The organism is Shewanella waksmanii, from assembly GCF_043643685.1.
Classification (GTDB): domain Bacteria; phylum Pseudomonadota; class Gammaproteobacteria; order Enterobacterales; family Shewanellaceae; genus Shewanella; species Shewanella waksmanii_A.
In genome coordinates this window covers 95,500-113,101 of sequence record NZ_JBHZSN010000011.1, presented here as the reverse complement: position 1 = coordinate 113,101, position 17,602 = coordinate 95,500, and the positions used below count along the sequence as shown (strand labels likewise).

Annotated in this window: 16 protein-coding genes; 12 read left to right on the top strand and 4 right to left on the bottom strand. The window is 43.6% G+C overall.

Going from position 1 to position 17,602, the window contains the following annotated elements:
- Positions 1–139: 139 nt before the first annotated feature.
- Positions 140–1,411: a serine hydrolase domain-containing protein gene (locus tag ACHUFW_RS16525; RefSeq protein ID WP_394204499.1), complete on the top strand. Its 1,272-nt coding sequence runs from the start codon at positions 140–142 to the stop codon at positions 1,409–1,411.
- A gap of 117 nt (positions 1,412–1,528) precedes the next feature.
- Positions 1,529–1,936 carry a hypothetical protein gene (locus tag ACHUFW_RS16520; RefSeq protein ID WP_394204498.1) on the top strand — a complete coding sequence of 136 codons (408 nt, stop codon included), beginning with the start codon at positions 1,529–1,531 and terminating at the stop codon, positions 1,934–1,936.
- Positions 1,937–2,032: 96 nt separating this feature from the next.
- On the opposite strand, the gene ACHUFW_RS16515 is transcribed toward ACHUFW_RS16520, so the two are convergent.
- Positions 2,033–2,284, bottom strand: a complete 252-nt coding sequence (locus ACHUFW_RS16515; RefSeq protein WP_394204496.1) for a hypothetical protein — start codon at positions 2,282–2,284, stop codon at positions 2,033–2,035.
- A gap of 438 nt (positions 2,285–2,722) precedes the next feature.
- Between ACHUFW_RS16515 and ACHUFW_RS16510 the strand changes: the two genes are divergently transcribed.
- The 3 genes from ACHUFW_RS16510 (at position 2,723) to ACHUFW_RS16500 (ending at position 6,690) form a co-directional block, all read left to right on the top strand.
- Positions 2,723–4,306, top strand: a complete 1,584-nt coding sequence (locus ACHUFW_RS16510) for a hypothetical protein (protein WP_394204494.1) — start codon at positions 2,723–2,725, stop codon at positions 4,304–4,306.
- 73 nt (positions 4,307–4,379) lie between these two features.
- A complete protein-coding gene (locus ACHUFW_RS16505) occupies positions 4,380–4,781 on the top strand; it encodes a hypothetical protein (RefSeq protein ID WP_394204492.1) in 402 nt (133 codons plus the stop codon).
- Positions 4,782–4,950: 169 nt separating this feature from the next.
- The gene (locus tag ACHUFW_RS16500) at positions 4,951–6,690 is read left to right on the top strand and encodes a sensor domain-containing diguanylate cyclase (RefSeq protein ID WP_394204490.1); all 1,740 of its coding nucleotides are present in this window, start codon (positions 4,951–4,953) and stop codon (positions 6,688–6,690) included.
- A 491-nt stretch (positions 6,691–7,181) separates the two neighbouring features.
- On the opposite strand, the gene ACHUFW_RS16495 is transcribed toward ACHUFW_RS16500, so the two are convergent.
- The gene (locus ACHUFW_RS16495) at positions 7,182–7,625 is read right to left on the bottom strand and encodes a hypothetical protein (protein ID WP_394204488.1); all 444 of its coding nucleotides are present in this window, start codon (positions 7,623–7,625) and stop codon (positions 7,182–7,184) included.
- Between the two features lie 243 nt (positions 7,626–7,868).
- On the opposite strand from ACHUFW_RS16495, the gene ACHUFW_RS16490 reads away from it, so the two are divergent.
- Both ACHUFW_RS16490 and ACHUFW_RS16485 read left to right on the top strand, forming a co-directional pair.
- Positions 7,869–8,729 carry a hypothetical protein gene (locus ACHUFW_RS16490; protein ID WP_394204486.1) on the top strand — a complete coding sequence of 287 codons (861 nt, stop codon included), beginning with the start codon at positions 7,869–7,871 and terminating at the stop codon, positions 8,727–8,729.
- Between the two features lie 170 nt (positions 8,730–8,899).
- Positions 8,900–11,146, top strand: coding sequence for a S41 family peptidase (locus ACHUFW_RS16485; protein WP_394204484.1), 2,247 nt, complete (start codon positions 8,900–8,902; stop codon positions 11,144–11,146).
- 76 nt (positions 11,147–11,222) lie between these two features.
- Here the strand turns inward: ACHUFW_RS16485 and ACHUFW_RS16480 are convergent, their stop codons facing one another.
- Complete coding sequence (locus ACHUFW_RS16480) at positions 11,223–12,125, bottom strand: DMT family transporter (RefSeq protein ID WP_394204482.1); 903 nt, start codon at positions 12,123–12,125, stop codon at positions 11,223–11,225.
- A gap of 138 nt (positions 12,126–12,263) precedes the next feature.
- On the opposite strand from ACHUFW_RS16480, the gene ACHUFW_RS16475 reads away from it, so the two are divergent.
- Positions 12,264–12,749, top strand: a complete 486-nt coding sequence (locus tag ACHUFW_RS16475; protein ID WP_394204480.1) for a MarR family winged helix-turn-helix transcriptional regulator — start codon at positions 12,264–12,266, stop codon at positions 12,747–12,749.
- A gap of 87 nt (positions 12,750–12,836) precedes the next feature.
- On the opposite strand, the gene ACHUFW_RS16470 is transcribed toward ACHUFW_RS16475, so the two are convergent.
- Entirely contained in the window at positions 12,837–13,088 is a 252-nt protein-coding gene (locus ACHUFW_RS16470; RefSeq protein WP_394204478.1) for a DUF2999 family protein, read from the bottom strand.
- Between the two features lie 163 nt (positions 13,089–13,251).
- On the opposite strand from ACHUFW_RS16470, the gene ACHUFW_RS16465 reads away from it, so the two are divergent.
- The 4 genes from ACHUFW_RS16465 (at position 13,252) to ACHUFW_RS16450 (ending at position 17,293) form a co-directional block, all read left to right on the top strand.
- Positions 13,252–13,638 carry a glutathione S-transferase family protein gene (locus tag ACHUFW_RS16465; protein ID WP_394204477.1) on the top strand — a complete coding sequence of 129 codons (387 nt, stop codon included), beginning with the start codon at positions 13,252–13,254 and terminating at the stop codon, positions 13,636–13,638.
- Between the two features lie 120 nt (positions 13,639–13,758).
- The gene (locus ACHUFW_RS16460; protein ID WP_394204476.1) at positions 13,759–14,298 is read left to right on the top strand and encodes a hypothetical protein; all 540 of its coding nucleotides are present in this window, start codon (positions 13,759–13,761) and stop codon (positions 14,296–14,298) included.
- Positions 14,299–14,674: 376 nt separating this feature from the next.
- Positions 14,675–15,886, top strand: coding sequence for an NnrS family protein (locus ACHUFW_RS16455; RefSeq protein WP_394204475.1), 1,212 nt, complete (start codon positions 14,675–14,677; stop codon positions 15,884–15,886).
- 87 nt (positions 15,887–15,973) lie between these two features.
- A complete protein-coding gene (locus tag ACHUFW_RS16450; protein ID WP_394204595.1) occupies positions 15,974–17,293 on the top strand; it encodes an ammonia-forming cytochrome c nitrite reductase subunit c552 in 1,320 nt (439 codons plus the stop codon).
- Positions 17,294–17,602: the final 309 nt, after the last annotated feature.

The window sequence follows — 17,602 nt, the reverse complement described above, 5'->3', positions numbered from 1 at the left end:
TGACTCGCTAAAGATTCAGTGAGAAATCAGCCAAAAATCAGCATGACTTCATGTGTTTTATACCGTGCCGGGTAACTTGGAAATTGATAACGAGGAGTTACTTCAGCGAGCATGCCTCGCCTCAGCATGGAGAATAGCAATGGGTTTTAATACACAATTCAAGAGACTACTTCTTACTACCACACTTGGCGCGGTAGTCGCGCTGCCGATAGCAAATGCCGGAACCAGCGAGATTAGCGCACCTAAGGCCACCGCAGTAGAAGCAAAGATAAAGCACTGGCGGGTGCCCAACAGCGAGCTTAAATTCACCGATATCAGTGAGCTTAAACGTGCCTATATCGATACTTCGCCAGCCCTGCATGATGATGGTATTGATGTTGGTCGGTTAGGTGTTGATGCCGGTAATGATGAAATTATTGTTGCATTAGCCAAAGAGATTGCGGCGGGTGAGCACGGTAAATTTGATAGTTTACTGATTGCCCATAAAGATAAATTGTTGTTTGAGTCTTACTATTCTCGTGGGCGTATCGACTTGCCACACCCACAATCTTCAGCGAGCAAAGTGTATGTCAGCACAGTATTAGGCCGCGCGATTCAGATGGGTTACCTTACCATGGCCGACCTTGATAAGCCCTTGATTAGCTTTCTTAAAGAGTTAGATACCACGCGGCTAGTCAAAGGGGCTGAAAACATTACCTTACACAAGGCGATGATGATGCGCTCAGGCATTCGATTCAGCGAAGCCGATGAAGAGGCATTTCGTCAAGCCAGCCCTAAGTTAAAAGGACAAGGTTTAGTACAAGCCTATTTAGAGACCAGCGCGCCCATTAGTCCAACATCGCAAACCTTTAAATATCAAAATGATCCCATGTTGGTGATGCAGGTCATTGAAGCCGTGGTCCCGGGCTCTGCACAAGCATTTATCGAGACTGAAGTGCTCAATAAGCTCGGGATTAACAATTATGGTTGGGCGACCGATCCTGTATCAGGCTTGCCCGGTTCGGCCAGCATGACATCGCGCGCAATGCTCAAATTTGGCGAATTAGCGATGAATAACGGCAAGTGGAATGGCGAGCAACTGGTGCCTGCGGCATTTATCAAGCGCGCAACCGATAGACTGATTTATCCAGAAGCCGAGATTTTTGGTGGCGGTGATGCGGTATCCAATCAGGGTTATGGCTACTATTGGTGGGGGACTGATTTAACTTATAATGGCCAACGTTATGCCAGTGCTTCGGCCCAAGGCGGCGGTGGTATGTATATCATGCTGATAAAGGAGCTAGATTTGACCATAGTGGTGACCGCCCATGAAAGAGATAACACCACGCAACAGCTTATCGCGCAGCGAGTGCTACCGGCGTTTGTGCCGCAAAAGAATAAGTTAGTGGCGGTTAAGTCATCAGCGCAATGACATCACAGTTAGGATGTTGCCATCGACTTGGCTGTTATTTTAAGTTAATCCTCAGTTTGAGCGATTACAATGCGTTACAAATTGCATTGTTTAACGTTTAAAAAGGAACTGGTCATCATGGGGACTCCTGATTCTACTCCGCCGCGCCGCAAGCCGTGGGTTACTTTAGCTGTTATTGCATCTATTGTTTTATTGCTAACCATATTGATGAGCGTTATGCCGAAGGGGTTTAAGGCGACCCATGAGCAGATTGGAACCGGTAAGCCAGCATTGGTATTTGTTTATGATCCGGCACTGACCATCAGTAATAGCCAGACAGAACAGATGAATGAGGCCAGAGCTCATTTAGGTGACAACGTGCACTTTCTACTAGCCCGTGTTGGTACACCAGAAGGGCAGGAGCTCATGGCTAAGCATCACGCTGGTTCAGCAGAGTTATTATTGTTTGATCCACAAGGCAACCTAACTGAACGTAAATTTGCGGTGAGAAGTGCTAACGAATTAATTCAATGGGTTAGACAGTAAGCCATTGTTGGAAATATTAAAGCCCTGCTAACCACAAGTTAACAGGGCTTTTTGATTTGATGGCAATAATAGTCGTTATTATTCTTTTGCTAGTGACTAACGATTGTCCGACATGTCGTAACTACATGGCTCGCTTGCACGCAGGACTTTATTTGAGGTGACTTGACCTGTAGTAAATACCGCGCCAGTACACTGGTTTACCACTTGCTCACCAACGAGGTTACCACCAGACATGTATGTGTATTCTAGAATCCAACCGTTTTGCTTCCCTGCTATGGCTGAAGTCGCTGCTGTTAATACGCCGGCTGCTGCCAAGATAGTGATGGCGGTTTTTTTAATTTTACTCATCGCTTAACTTTCCTTTAGTTTATTTTTTTATTCGGGGATACACACTTAAAAGAATTTCTAAGTATGCATGGCTGAACTTAAAGAGTTTGTGTAGCGGAGTATATAGCCATTAATACCTAGTAATTTTATCTAGTTATGTCGTACTTGTAGCTGATTATCGCCAGTCTATCGTGGTCTTTGGCATGTTATATGGATTGAAATACCTTTAAATTAAATGATTAATTCTGATTTTTTAATTTGGTTGCAGTTTGTTACATTGGTTGCCGTTGTTTATATATTGTTGTTTTGTGGTTTTTGGTCTGTAATTTGTGCTTTAATGCTTAATTATCAAAAGTTTATTGTTTTCCCTTGTCATTAAACTGTAAGCTGTTCTACGCAAATCCTTCATATTGCCGCTTTAGTCTTGCCGCACTTTTAGCAGTAACAGGACTAACTCAAGTGAAACTTAAACTCAGTGCGTTGTGCGTATCTTTAGCTATTTTGGCTGGTTGTTCGTCAGACTCGGATGACTCTGTGGTGGTTGAGCCGCGAGATGGTAAATGGATGGCGGGTGACTTACATGTTCATAGTGCTGTATCAAACGATGCACGCGATACCATGGTAAATATTCTTTATCATGCTTTTGATGAGTTTGATATTGATTACGTGTTCTTCTCAAATCACATGCGAGTGCGCGGTAATGATCACCAAGATAATGACATTGGCGAAGTCCTGTATGCTAACCGTTTAGTGGACTATGAGTTACCTGAAATCCGCTCACTTCAAAGCCGTTTTTATCAAGACAAAATCATCACTACTACCTTTGAGTGGGACTTCCCTGGATTTGAACATTACAACATCGGCATTATTGGTACTGCAGAAGATCAAGCTGAGATTGTAGAAGCAGTAAAATTATTTGAATACAAATTCAGTAATGAAAATACCCTAGCGCATTTCGACCCGCAAGATGTTGCCCGCTGGGAAGCACAAGGGATACAGCGCTATAACACGGCGGCTGATGCAGCAAAGGCGCTAACTTGGTTGCAGGAGCAATATCCCAATACCAGTTATGGCATGCTCAACCACCCGCGACGTTATGCTAATACTTATACGCTGGCCGATGTGCGAGATCTAAACACCTTAGCACCTGATATCTTCTTTTTAATGGAAGGGATGGTAGGCGGGCAGTTCCATCCTTATGACCGTGGTGATTATGCTAGCGGCAGCGCGGGCTTATATGGCGGTGCAGATCCTATGTTGGCCCATGTAGGCGGCTGGTGGGACGCCTTACTCAGTGAGGGACGCAGAATTTGGAACGTGGCTAACTCTGATTACCACTTCAAAATCAGTGGTGGCGGTCAGTACACCAGTGGTTATTTTCCTGGCGAATATTCGAAAAACTATGCCTATGTTACCCAAGGTGATGATGAGCTGGGCGTGCTTTCAGCCCTGCGCTCAGGCGAAATGTATGGCGTGACGGGTGATTTGATCAATCAACTTGATTTCACCATTAGTGCAAACGGTAAAACGGCTTATATGGGCCAACAAAACTTTAGTGTTGCTAAAGGCGATGAGGTGACGGTAACGATTCGCTTCCAAAGCCCGCAGTTTAATAATCAAGAGATTGTGGTGGGAGACGGCATATTTGGTAGTGCGGTAAACCCAGGTGTACATCATGTGGATCTGATTGCTGGCACTGTAACTGGCCTTGTTGCCCCTGACTCAGAGAATTATGCCACCACTGCTAATACTGATGCCAAAGTGATTGAGAGCTTTACTGCTGAAGATTGGCAGTTAGATGATGATGGCTTTTACACCATGTCCTATACCTTTAGCGCTGAAGCTAACCAATATTTCCGCTTACGAGGTACCGCTTTGGACTATAACGAGTCTGGTTTAACTGTTGTTGGCGAGCCACAAAAGTGGTTGCCGATGGAGAAAGCCGACGGTGAAACTGACCACCAGATCCAAGACCGAGCCAATAAGCTGATATATCAAGATGTGTGGTTCTACTCTAACCCTGTGTATGTCAGCGTTAACTAACTGAAATTAACCTAAGTAATTAAATTAAGCGCAGTGCTAGCTCACTGCGCTTGATTTCATCATTGGAGAGCGTATGCGTATCTTGGCCGGATTAATTTTATTTCTCAGTTTTTATGCTTACAGTTGCGAGCAACATGGTGACCATGCTCATCACCATCATCACGAAGCTAAGTTGCCAGCGGGCATCAAACTGCAGATCCCGACAGTTGTTGAGCGCGACAGCTTGTCGTCGCAGGTCGACTTTACTATTGAGGTTGCGGCGAAACACACAATTGATGATCTTGCTATCCAGTTGATTCCTAATTCCCGCGTTGAGGTTATTGGCGAGGGCGCAATGCCGTTGGCAAACCATCCAAACCATTACCAAGTGCGGGCGCAGCTGCGAAATGAGCAGCGTGGTGCCATGCGGATTGTGATAACGGGCGCCCTAGCCGGAGAAGCGTTTTTAGTCAGCCGTTTTGTGATGTTAGCTTAGTGAAGATCAGCTTTCTGTCTACATGCGATTAAGAATAAGCTTTAGGTGGTATCGATTTTTTAGGTTTTGATGTTAGTATCAAAGTGCTAACAAAAGCGCATCACCGTGTTTACTTTTTGTCTGAAAGTCGGGTGCGCAATACAATAAAATTATAAAAATGAGATACAACATGAAGTTGCAGGGAGTATACCTAACTGCGCTATGGGTTTTTTACGGCCTATGTATTGTGTGTAGCCAACAAGCACAGGCTGATACCATCACGATTCCTGCTTTTAGTCAGGGGAGTGTGGGTCCCCATATGCAGTATTTTAGAGAGCGAGATGGTGAAATTGTACTGGCCCAGGCGCAGCAACGATTTCAACAAGGTCCGTTACTTCAGGGCAGCAGCAATTCAATTTCATTAGGTATTAGTGTCGATCCAGTATGGATGACATTTACTGTTAGCAATACCGCGACCTTTGCTAAAGCTTATCGATTATCGGTTGAGACGCCTTGGATTGATTATATCGATACTTGGTTAATACAAGATGGTGTGCTTAAAAAGCGCATAACAGGGGGAGATGGTTACCCGTACGAAAAGCGGCCCATGCCTTACCGTTATTATGCCTTTGAATATGCCTATCCGCCGGGGGTGACCCAGGTCATCATGCGTGTAGAAACCAAAGGTCCCATGGCACTACCTGTGCAATTTAGTTCGGTTAATGAAGCGATTAAGCGTGATATCAGCAGTGGTTATCAATATGGTGCACTGTACGGCATTATGATCGCACTGGCCTTGTATAACTTGGTTTTGTATTTTTTCATTCGCCGCCGAGAATATGGCCTCTATGGACTATATTTATTGGGTTTTGTTACCAATAGTCTGTCCTATACTGGTCAGCTGCACACCTTGATCACCTATGATTTTGGTCCCTATTTTCAAGACTGGTTAGATATCTTCTTGATGATTACCTATAGCGTTGCGGGGCTACACTTTGCAAGATGCTTACTGCAAACCAAAGATCATGCTCCCTTGCTTGATAAGTTTGTGATGCGCACTACTTTGTACATACCACTTGGTATGCTGGTGGGCTTTGTGTTTAACCAGTTGTTTTTCTCAATGGTATTAGCGTTTCTGCTTAATACCTGTTTTGTCATTTTGTTTGTTGCGATGGGGGTTAAAGCGCTGCAGGCTAACAAGCCGTTTGCGGTGATATTTATACTATCATCGGTCACCGCAGCCATTTGTATCACCATTTCAACGCTGGCGGTTGCAGGCGTGTTAGTGCCTTATAACGATTACACTTTTAAAGCCATTGAGGTGGGGATGGCGTTTGAGGCGATTTTATTAGCCTCGATATTAGGCAGTCAGTTTAGGGTTGCTCAAATGGATAAACTGATTGCCGAGAAATACGCCCGTACCGACCCTTTAACACAGCTGAATAATCGCCGGGGATTTCAAGAGCTAACTGCACCAATCGTTGAGCAAGTGGTTGACGTTCGCGGTGATTTTTCCGTTATATTGATCGATATCGATCTGTTTAAAAATATTAATGATCAATATGGTCACCATATCGGCGACGAAGTACTGAAAAAAGTTGCAGCATCGATAAAAGCTGAGTGTCGTAAACAAGATATTTGTGCGCGTTGGGGTGGTGAAGAGTTTATCATATTGCTTGCAAACACATCGCAACAACAGGCTCAGGTTCATGCTGAGCGAATCCGTCAGGCTATCGCTATAACGAGCTTTTGTGAGCTTAATATTGATTTATCGATTACTGCAAGTTTAGGGGTTGCCGGTAGTCATGAGGGCAATTTTAATCAACAAGGCATCCAGCTTGATGCGATTGAACCCATGATTAATCGTGCGGATAAAGCCCTTTATGATGCTAAACACAGTGGTAAAAATCGGGTGATATTGGCCTCTTAGCCAGCAGTTAAATTAGGTAATTGGTACCAGCATTGAATGTTTTGCGTGCTCTAAATATGCAATAAAGGGTGATTAGTAGGCCTTTGTTGTCGGTCATATGCTTAATAGTAATTTATGCCCTATAAATATGATTCCAATGAATTGAAGTTATGGTGCTCGGCAAATGCAGCGAAGCAACTAATAAAGGTGTTAGTCGCATACGAACATTTAGGACGCGTTGTTCTTTCGAGGTTAAATTTTGTTTGAGATACAAGCACTTTAATCGCGACGAGGGTGGACAACTAGTTGTTTGACGCCTAGCATGCTAAGCAAAATAGCGCGCAACAAAGGGTAAAACGCTTGTTGTTGAACCCTCCGGACAGCGTCTGTGATTTTTGCTACATCGCAATCGGCTTATCAAGTAGCGGGCCACATATCAAAACCTCTGCTTTGAATAAGTAACCCACAAACTGCCGCAAAAATCAGCTCGAAAGATCAACATGTGCTGACTTTTAGATGTGCGGGTCCGTCGCTTGGCTGTCGACTTGACCAATCACTTTAATGCTTTTTAGCGTAGATAGAGTGCCCCATTGTTGGATGGTCATCATCCCTTTCACCTCTTGGCTGTTAAAGCTGATCCTTAAACCATCTTTTTGATACTCTTTAGCAAGGTTTTGTGGCAAGATTTTTCGGCCATCGTCGGTGATAATCCCCCAAAAACCGCCTTCTAAATTAATTCTTCTGACAGTCCCTTGATTCATTAAGACTCCTTTTTTCACTTCAATAGGTTGCACTGTTGTGGGAGTGTCTACTTTTGCTATTGATTTGTCAGCTGACGTTTTGCTGCCTACCATCTGGCTGTCTTTGGTGGATTGGACCTCTTGGGTGTCGTTGGTACAACCAATCACCAATACCGCTGCTGCCATAGCTAGAGTCGTCATTAACGGAGCGTGCATCTATTTATCCTTGTGTTAGGGGGAGCTTTCTACTCACTGTAGCAGATTTCTTTATTTGACCAAGCTTTTAGCTGTGACCAGTATGGTAAATTAGAAATTATTAAACCAAAAAAGCTTGATAGCTAGCTAAGTGTTTGATCGTGATGACCTTGAGCTGGTTATCAGGTATGTTGTGACTAATACGGAAATAGCAATACCATTGGGCAAGACTAATAGGGTGATAGACGATATATGGAAGTTGAAATGAGAGATGAACAAACACAGCAGCATGCAGATTATTATGATGCTATCTATGCTCGCCTTAATAGTTTTAAAACCTATATTGTCGCTAACCCGGGCCTTATCGTTTCACTATTTTATCTTTTATCAACAGTTATTGGTCTAGCATACACATACAACCTATTAGCTAACTTTGGCCTGAATGTGTTATTGCATTTAGATTTGAGTGATTTTATTCTGTCAGCAGTTCATCATCCGCAGGCCTTCATTGTTACTTTTGTCGTGGTTTCAGGCTTAGCAGTGTTTACATTTTATATTGACCCTTGGTTAATGGGGCGCTTTCCTAAGTATCGTCATAGTAACAATGATACCTTAAGAAAGATCAAGATCGATCCTGCTTTATTACTCCTTATTGTCACCTTGATGTTGATTTTTAGTATGGTAGAGCTGGTGGCCAAAGCTGACTATCGAAAAATCAGCCAAGGGCAGTATGAGCCTTATCAGGTTACGTTAATTTATCCAATTACTGAAGTGCAACGTCAATCAATCAACTCCTTCAACAAGCTTGACACAAAGGACATAGCACCAACAGTAAAAGATATTGCACCAAGCTTGAAACCCACAAAATTGATTCTAGAACGTGTTGGGATCATTAGCAGCACATCTCGCTACCTTTGGTTGTACCAGGGAGAAGGTTTACCTGTGCAGATGGTGTCCCATGACAATGTAGCATCTATTTTACCGCTTGAAGATGCAGTGATGATGTCCCGAAGCGGGCCAAATACTGCCATTGAAGGCCAATCTACTAGTCCAACAGTTAAACCTCAGTCCGAACTAACCGTAACTTCAAAGATGACACCAGCTGAAAAACCTGAGCAGAATTAGCAATAACAGTTTTTTTGGCGGATAGTTTCATTTTGATAGGTATTTTCATTGCAAAATAATAGTTTTCAGGTGCGTTATATTAATTGTTGTCAGGCAGGTTCATGATTTGACAGCAAAAAACAATGGCGTTAGCTTGTCAATCGAATGTTTTTCTACGACAAGGATGTGTAATGAACGCTAAAGGACGACTCTTAGCTTGCAGCTTGCTTGCGCTCAGCTTTAATGCAATAGCTGATATCGATGAGCAGATTGAATTCGAGCAACTTGATTTTGAACAGGTGAACCTTTCAGAAACCGACACTCAGGTAGCTAGATGGCTAGATGAGCAAGGTCAGCCATTAACAGCTGCTCATTTAACCAACACTGCCCACCAAGGCAAGCAAGCACTAGTACTTAAAAGTGATGGTGAGAAGCGTAATTTTAGTCAAACTATAGATACCAGTTTTGTTGGTGAGTCATTTTCTCTTTCCGGTTTTGTGCGAACTCAGGATATCAAGCAGCTTGCTGGAATGTTCATCCAGCAATTTGATTCACGGGGGAATGCATTAGGCTTCGAGTTTTTAAAAGGTCTCACCGGAACTCAAGATTGGCAACAATATCAAGTTACTGCACAGCTACATCAAGATACCAGTAGTATTAGTATCGGTGGGTTTATCGTCGGTGGCGGCAAAGCTTGGTTTGATGATCTTACTGTGGCCGTTGATGGTAAAGATTACCTGCTTGCCAAGCGTTATACACCAGTATTATTAGCCGCCGATACCGACAATGAATTTGATAAAAAATCTGCTATCGAACTCATCGATTTAACCGCTAGCCAAATTGATAATCTCAGTAAACTTGCCAAAGTTTGGGGGCTTGTTAAGTACTATCACAATGCTGTTGCTGCTGGTGGTTATAATATGGATGCTGAGCTTTTTAGAGTGATGCCTAAAGTGTTGTCAGCCAAAACCTCCACGGAGGCCAATGCACAAATAAGTCATTGGCTGTCTCAGATGAGCACTGTATCTACATGTAAACCTAATTGCGTGACACGGGTTAAACAAGCTAGTCTACAAGTGGATTTGAACTGGATTGATGATGAAAACGACTTAGGGGCAAAACTCAGTCAACAATTAAGGCACATGGTCGATAACCGTCAGTTTGAAAGCCATTACTATTTTGATTTTAATAGTAGCCAAGGGGTAGAGGTAAACAATGAGCGCGGCTATTTTACTGTTGAGCAAGACGCAGGATATCGTTTGCTTGCATTGTTTAGATTATGGTCGTTGATTGAATATTTTTCTCCTTATAAAGCCTTAGCGGAAACCCCTTGGCAGGATATACCCCGTAAATATATTAGCCAATTCAATGCAGCTACAAGTCAAGAGATGTATGAGCGAGCACTGTTAATGCTTCTTGGTGAGCTAAATGATGGTCATGCCTATTTGAATGGCAGTCAGGGCAATCAGCTTCCGCAAGTGTTCGGTAACCGCTTAGCTCCTATACAGCTTGGGTTTTTCGAACAAAAATGGGTTGTTACAGCAAATTTGGCGCCGAAGTCTAATCCATTATCAGTGGGCAATGTGATTACTCATGTCGACGGCCAGCCTGTTGATAAATTGGTTAAAAAGTTATGGCCTTTGATGGCAGCAAGCAATGATGTGAGTCGATATGACTTGCTAAAAAGCCGTATATTGCAAACAGAGCAGCCGCAGCTTGCTTTAACACTTGCAAATGACAGTGAAGTTGTTGTTCCCACTGTAGCAATGAAGGAGATCTATTTAAGCGTTATGACTCCTAGTCCGTTGCCAGAGCACCATATTATCAATGAAAAAACGGGCTACATTAATATGACCCAACTGGTGCCTGAACAGGTGGCTCCATTAATGCAGCAATATGGACAGTTACCCCAGTTGATCATCGATGTTCGTGGTTATCCTCGCGGTGCAGCATGGGCCCTCGCCGAACATTTATTTGCCCAGCCTAAACTGGTCGCAAAAGCGCAGCTTACCAATATGCAAACACCTGGAGACTTTATCCTTGAAAAGGTTGAAGTCGGTAAAAATAATTCGGAGCCTTATCAAGGAAAAATTGTGCTATTGAGCAATGAACAATCCTTTAGCCAGGCTGAGTTTACTTTGATGATCCTAAGGCAAGCCGATAATGCGCTGGTATTAGGTAGCCAAACGGCAGGAACTGACGGGGATGTTTCACGGTTTGTTATCCCAGGGGGGTATCAGTCGCAGTTTTCAGGTATCGGAATTCTCACTCCTACTAATGAGCCAACGCAGCGGGTAGGTGTTGCTATTGATGTTGAGGTGACAACAACGGTTGAGGCTGTTAAGGCGGGTAAAGATGAGCAGATTGAGCAGGCCCTGATACTCCTTAACTCTGATAAATTTGATATGCTAGTCTTAAACAAGTCGGCACGTTTGTAGTCCAAGTCAGACCCAGCTTTGCTGGGTCTGAGCTCGGCAATATGTTAACCGCCAAACCTTATATTAACCACCAAACCTAAAGGCACTGGGCTTTTTCGGACTTAGCACGTCTGTTTGATAATAGCTTTTGTATGAGTGAAGGCAATATTGACGCGATTATCATACTTGCCATTAGTAGATATTGATGTGCGCTGAATGACTCGCCTAGCAATAACAATCCAAAAACGATACCTGCAACGGGATTCGCAATACCACCGAAGGTGAAATCCACCACCGACATACGCTGTAACAGCCAGACATAAAGGATATAGCCAAGTACCGTATTAAGCCCAATAATCCAAGCTAACCCGGCAACATTTTGAATTGATAACTGTTGCAGTGCGTTGATGTAAGGTTGAGGGCTTATCAATCCATGAAGCAGTGCTAATACTGCAAGTATGCTCCCGCCAATAATCAATTGCCATGTCAGCACAGTCCACCAATGCACACGACTGCCGAGACTTTTGGTTATGGTGCTGCCGACGATGATACAGCCGATTGCTGCTAACATCGCCCCCAACCCTAGGGGATTAAGGTCGATTGCACTGGGGTCGAATAATAACCAAGCTAGCATGATTAGCATTGCGCCTGAGCCCGCTTGCAGTAAGGTTGGGCGCTGTTTACTGACAAGCCAATGAAATAACATGGCAAACACAGGAACAGATACCATTCCCACACCTGAAATCGCCGAAGGTAATGTCAATGCCATAATGAAAATTAGGCTAAAGAATGCGGCGATATTAATGCTGCCAAGCTTGGCTAAACTTAGCCACTCATTGCGCTGCGGCGTGGTAGGTTTAATCGCTAAGAGTACTAAGCCTGCAGGTAACGCGCGCAGCGCCCCCAGTAACAGTGGCGGCCAATCTGGCAAGGTATACTGGGTCATCGCATAGGTTGATCCCCAAAAGAAGGCGGGGATCATTGCCAATAGAATATTCATTTTGAGTACCTCATAAAATGAAATTATCTTCACGTAAAGATAAATAGAGATCTTGAACCTGAAAGTTGGATTTGTAAAGTATCTTCTTATGAAGTATCTTCATGTAAAGATATTTGTAACGCTTATAGGGTTATATAAATGGATGGTGTAGATAGACTTATTGGGCAATGGGCAGAGCAAAAGCCGCATCTTGATACCGCACCAATGGCTGTGCTTGGGCGATTGCTAAGACTCACTAAGCATATTGAATCGCAATTGAGTGCATGTCAGAAACAGTTTGGTCTGAACATGGGGGAATTTGATGTACTCGCGACCTTAAGGCGTGCGGGGGCTCCCTACAGGCTAACACCCTCAGACCTACTTGGTGCAATGATGTTGACATCTGGTGCCATGACCAATCGACTTGATAAGCTTGAAGCTAAGCAGTTGATAGAGCGTGTCCACAGTAAAGCTGATCGACGCAGTGTTTCTGTCGCGTTGACCACCGAAGGGGTGGCTTTAATTGATAAAGCCGTTGAGGCCCATGTCGCTTCACAGCAGCAGTTGGTGAAACAGCTTTCAGCGCAAGAGTTGGTGCAGATTAATCAATTGCTAAAAGGATGGTTACAGAGTTTTGAAGAATAATGATTGATTGAAGCGTCTTAATTTAGCGTCAGTCTATAAACAATTGGCAATGGGGCGATCAATTGTCGCCCTCATATAACAGTATCCTTACTGTTTAAGTTGTGCTTTGGCTGCTTCAACTTTAGCCATATCCAAACCCAACTCATTGACAGCTTCTTTGATTAAATTGGGGTTTTGCATCACCATGGCCATGAGTTGTTGTAGCTTCTCTGGTGCGATACCCAGTTGACCTATCGTCGCCATAGCAGCCATAGGATTTGCGGTGAGTGTTTGAAATAGCTCATTAATTTGAGCATCACTGATATTGTGCTCTTTTAACATTGCGATAATTGGATTCATTGCATCGCCTTATATTGGTAAATTAGAAAAAGTGGCAGGATTTTATCACACTCACTAGCGTGTGCTAGCTTAGCGGATCGTTAGGAGGTGTTTCCTCGTTTACGCACTCGATAGAGCCTGGAGTTACTTGGGGTCAAAACACTATTTAGCCCAGTGTGGCACCATGAGCAGTAAAGATGAGGCGACATTTAACCAACGCGTGGAAAATTTACGCAAAGCTTTTATTAAGGTAGAAGCGCAACTTTCTCATACTACGCAGTTTTTTAAATCTGATGCGCTGACTAACGTCGATATTGCTTGGTTACCTTTGCTGCATCTAGCGGATATTGTTAAGTCACGTACTGGTTATGATTTGTTTTGCGGACTAGCTAAGGTGCCGGCTTGGCAACAAGCCGTGTTAGCGAGTTTGGATGTTCACGCGACTGTCAGCGATGATTTTGAGCAAAAGTTCACCAACTATTATCTAACACAAACCTACTTAGGATGCGGTGAAGATATTTTGGCAAAGTCTGACTGCACCCAAGCTAGCCAAACTAGCTGCTGCGGTTAACCTAGCTGCTAAGGTGTTAATTTGGGATGACTAAATGGACTTAGTCATGTCACGAGAGTGAACGATTTTTGATACTGCTGCGTATAGCTCACTATAGACATACTATATTTGAGGCTTTTTATGCGTATATTGATGGTTGCGGTATTGATTTGGTTCACCTCTGCATGCAGCACTGTTTATCCGAATCAACAAGTCGCTGGGCAGACATTTCCTACCGTTAATGGCACTAGCTTAGAAAGTCAGCCAATGACTTTTCCTGCTGATGTATTAGGAGAGCCCACCTTACTGCTGGTGGGCTATAAACAAGACTCCCAGTTCGATATTGACCGTTGGTTGATTGCATTGGATATGACGCAAACTCAAGTTGCTGTATATGAATTGCCTACCATCGCTGGTTTGTTCCCGCGGATGTTCAGCACAACCATAGATAACGGTATGCGAGCCGGAATCCCCAAACCGCTATGGAAGGGTGTAGTCACGATTTATGAAGACGGTGAATTGGTGCAACAGTTCACCGGTAATCAGTCTCCCAATAATGCCAGAGTGGTCTTGCTGGATGAGCAAGGCAAAATTAGCTATTTCTATGATGACGGCTTTTCTGTCGCTGCACTGAATGCGCTGCGCCAGCAACTGGCCGTGGCAACAGTAGCCATTGATTGATTAACTAGTGCAAGCTATCTAACCTAAATGTCGCCTGGGCTTTAAGTTTATTTAAAGCCCGCCACAGCGACTCCTGCTACCCTATTTTCCTCAACAGTGACCTTTCGGTTAATTTTTCCTCTTACAGTTTATCTAACATGGCCGTCAGTGCTTATCATCATTGGTACTTTATGTCTGCGATTTTTGTTTGTGATTAATCTTTGTTTTTATCTCTAAAGAGGTATTTATTATCAGTCACATAGCGAAATCACGGCTTATGGTTCACACTTTTGCATATTGGTTATGATATTGATTGTTGTCGCTGATCATGCTGGATAAAATAAACATGTATTTAAAATGCTTTATTAGGATAGCTTAACTCAAGGGTACGTGTCTCATGCTAAATATTGATGATCCCCAGCAGGTAGAAAAAACGCCAGCGATATGGCGCTTGGGTTTTAGGCCATTTTTTCTCGGTGGGGCATCTGTCGCTGCACTGTTTATTCCGCTATGGCTAGTCACTTGGTTTACCCCGCAGTTTAGCTTTTTTCCGCAGCAGTTTTGGACGCATGTGGTACCCCTGTGGTGGCATCCCCATGAAATGTTATTTGGTTTTGCGTTGGCCATCGTCTGTGGTTTTTTATTGACCTCGGTGCAGACATGGACTAATCAACCGAGTTTAAAGGGCTGGTCACTTGCGCTGACTTTCAGTTGCTGGTTGCTTGGCAGAGTGTTGTTATTGGTGCCAGTTGAAATTCCTATTTGGCTACCGGCGATTTTCGATAGCTTATTTATTGGGATCACAGCGATAACCCTTTGGCGCTGCGTATACCGCGTTAGGCAATGGCGTAATATTGGCTTTCCTATCATGTTGGTGTTGGCCTTAGGGATCAATTTGCTCAGTTATTATGCTTTGATGGAGCGTAATTTTAGTTTGAGCCAGCAGATTTGGCAGGCAATGTTATGGTGGCTGGGGTTATTGATCACCATAGTGGGCGGCCGCGTGGTGCCTTTCTTCACCGCTATGCGTATCAAACAAGATAAGCCGCAGCCTATCAAAATGCTTGAGCTGCCATTGATTGTTGCCATGATTCTATTGGTTGCGCAGGCGATACTAGGCTTATTTTCGCAAAGTACATTACAGTTTTTATTGTTGGTTGCGGGCGGCTTGCATTTGATTCGATGGCTGCGTTGGTATCCCCATAAAACTCTGCAAGAGCCTATGTTGTGGTCTTTGCATACGGCTTATATCTGTTTGCCGCTAACCTTAATCGCGCTGGCATTTAATGTTGACGATGTGAATGCCTATCGTCACCTATTGCATCTGTTTGCAATTGCATCGTTAGCGGGGATTTGTTTGTCGATGATTTCTCGGGTTTCACTCGGTCATACTAGTCGTAATATTTACCAAGGACCCAATATGGTATTGGCATTTCTAGCTTTGCCATTTGCCGCGGTATTTCGATCGATTATGCCTTTGATTTGGCCTGAACATATGCAGTTATGGTATTGGATTGCAGGAAGCTTTTGGGCAATAGCTTTCGGCATGTTTGTTTGGTTTTATGCCCCGATTTTAACTCAGCCGCGTGTTGATGGACGCCCGGGTTAATTGTTTTTTGAGTATATGAGTAATAACAACATGATTAAAAATAGACTGACATGGCTACCTTTGTTGACTGGTGGGTTGTTGTCATTAATGAGCTTTAGCAGCTTTGCCCAGCAATCTGATAGCTCAGATAAAGCGATGCAAGCTAAGTTTCCCAATCAATATGCGAGTTGGGCTGCAACGTCTGAGCAAACAGAGCGCAGTGATATGCTGGCGAGTTATCCTGCGGCAATTATTCTATGGGCGGGCTCGGCGTATGCCAAAGAATACCACAGTCCCCGAGGGCATCATTTTGCTGTGGCAGATGTGACCCACACATTAAGAACTGGCGTAGCACCAGCTGCTGGAGAAAAAGGCTTATCAGCAAGTTGTTGGACCTGTAAATCACCCGATGTTCCTCGGTTGATGAATGAAATGGGCGTAGAGCAATTTGCTGCGAAAAACTTTACTGATGTCGGCACAGAGATGAAAAGTGTGGTGTACTGCACGGATTGCCATGTACAGGGAAAAGCAGCACTGGCGTTACCGCGTCCCCATGCCCAAGATGCGATGAATAAAGTGCATCTGCCTTTTGAAAAACAAAATAAAACCATGCAGGGTTCACAAGTGTGTGGACAGTGTCATGTGACTTATTATTTTCAGCCTGAACGCAGTAACAAAGTCAATATTCCATGGATCTTTGGCAGTACTGCCGATGAAATTGAAAAATACTACGATACTCGCCGTTTTTACGAGTGGATCCATCCTGTATCAAAAACCCCGATATTAAAAGCGAGGCATCCAGAGTTTGAGCATTGGAGTCGCAGTACTCATGCTCAAGAGGGGGTGGGGTGTATTGATTGCCATATGCCACAAACTCAAGGGACTAATGGTGAAGCTTATACTGATCATAAGGTGAGCAAAGCACTTGATCACTTCGATCAAGTTTGTCAAAGCTGCCACAGCAGTGAGCAAAAGCTGGTTAAGCGTCTTAATGAAGGTAAGCAGCAGATAGAGCACAAAGCACGCGAAGTAGAAGACTTATTAGTTAAAGCTCACTATGAAGCTGGCGCTGCTTGGAAAGCTGGGGCGAGTTGGCCAATCATGAATGATGCGATTATGGCGATTCGTCATGCACAGTGGCGATGGGACTTTGCGATGTCCTCTCACGGTTTATACGCCCATAATCCCGATGAAGGTAACGCGTTACTGGATAAAGCACTTGTGCAAGTACGCTATGCTCGTAACGCATTAACGCAAATATTAAGTATGCTAGAAGTTAAGCAAGTTGATTACCCAGATATTTCGAGCAAAGCCAGCGCGCAAAAAGCGGCTAATATCGCCTTAGATAAATTAACCAAAGAGAAGCAGCAATTTATCGAAGAGCAGGTGAATAAACATTGGCCTGAAGTGAGTCAACACGGCTATTAATAACAAGTTACCCGCTTATAAAAGGCAGCATTCGCTGCCTTTTTTGTGCCTTTTTAATCATAAAAAATGAATATTAACTCGATAATGGTAGCTGTTTTATTGTCATTATCTGGCTGCTTTTAAACGATCGTTTATTTCTTAAAAGGACAAAAACCGCTTTAATATTGTGTTTTAAGGCAGATGAATAGCTAATTAAAACACTGATATCGATCCCTAAAATTAATTATTTTTAAATATTTACTCAGTTTGGTTTATTTTGTATACAATTTAAAAGTGTTTTTAAAACAATGGCTTGGTCTTATGCTGGGT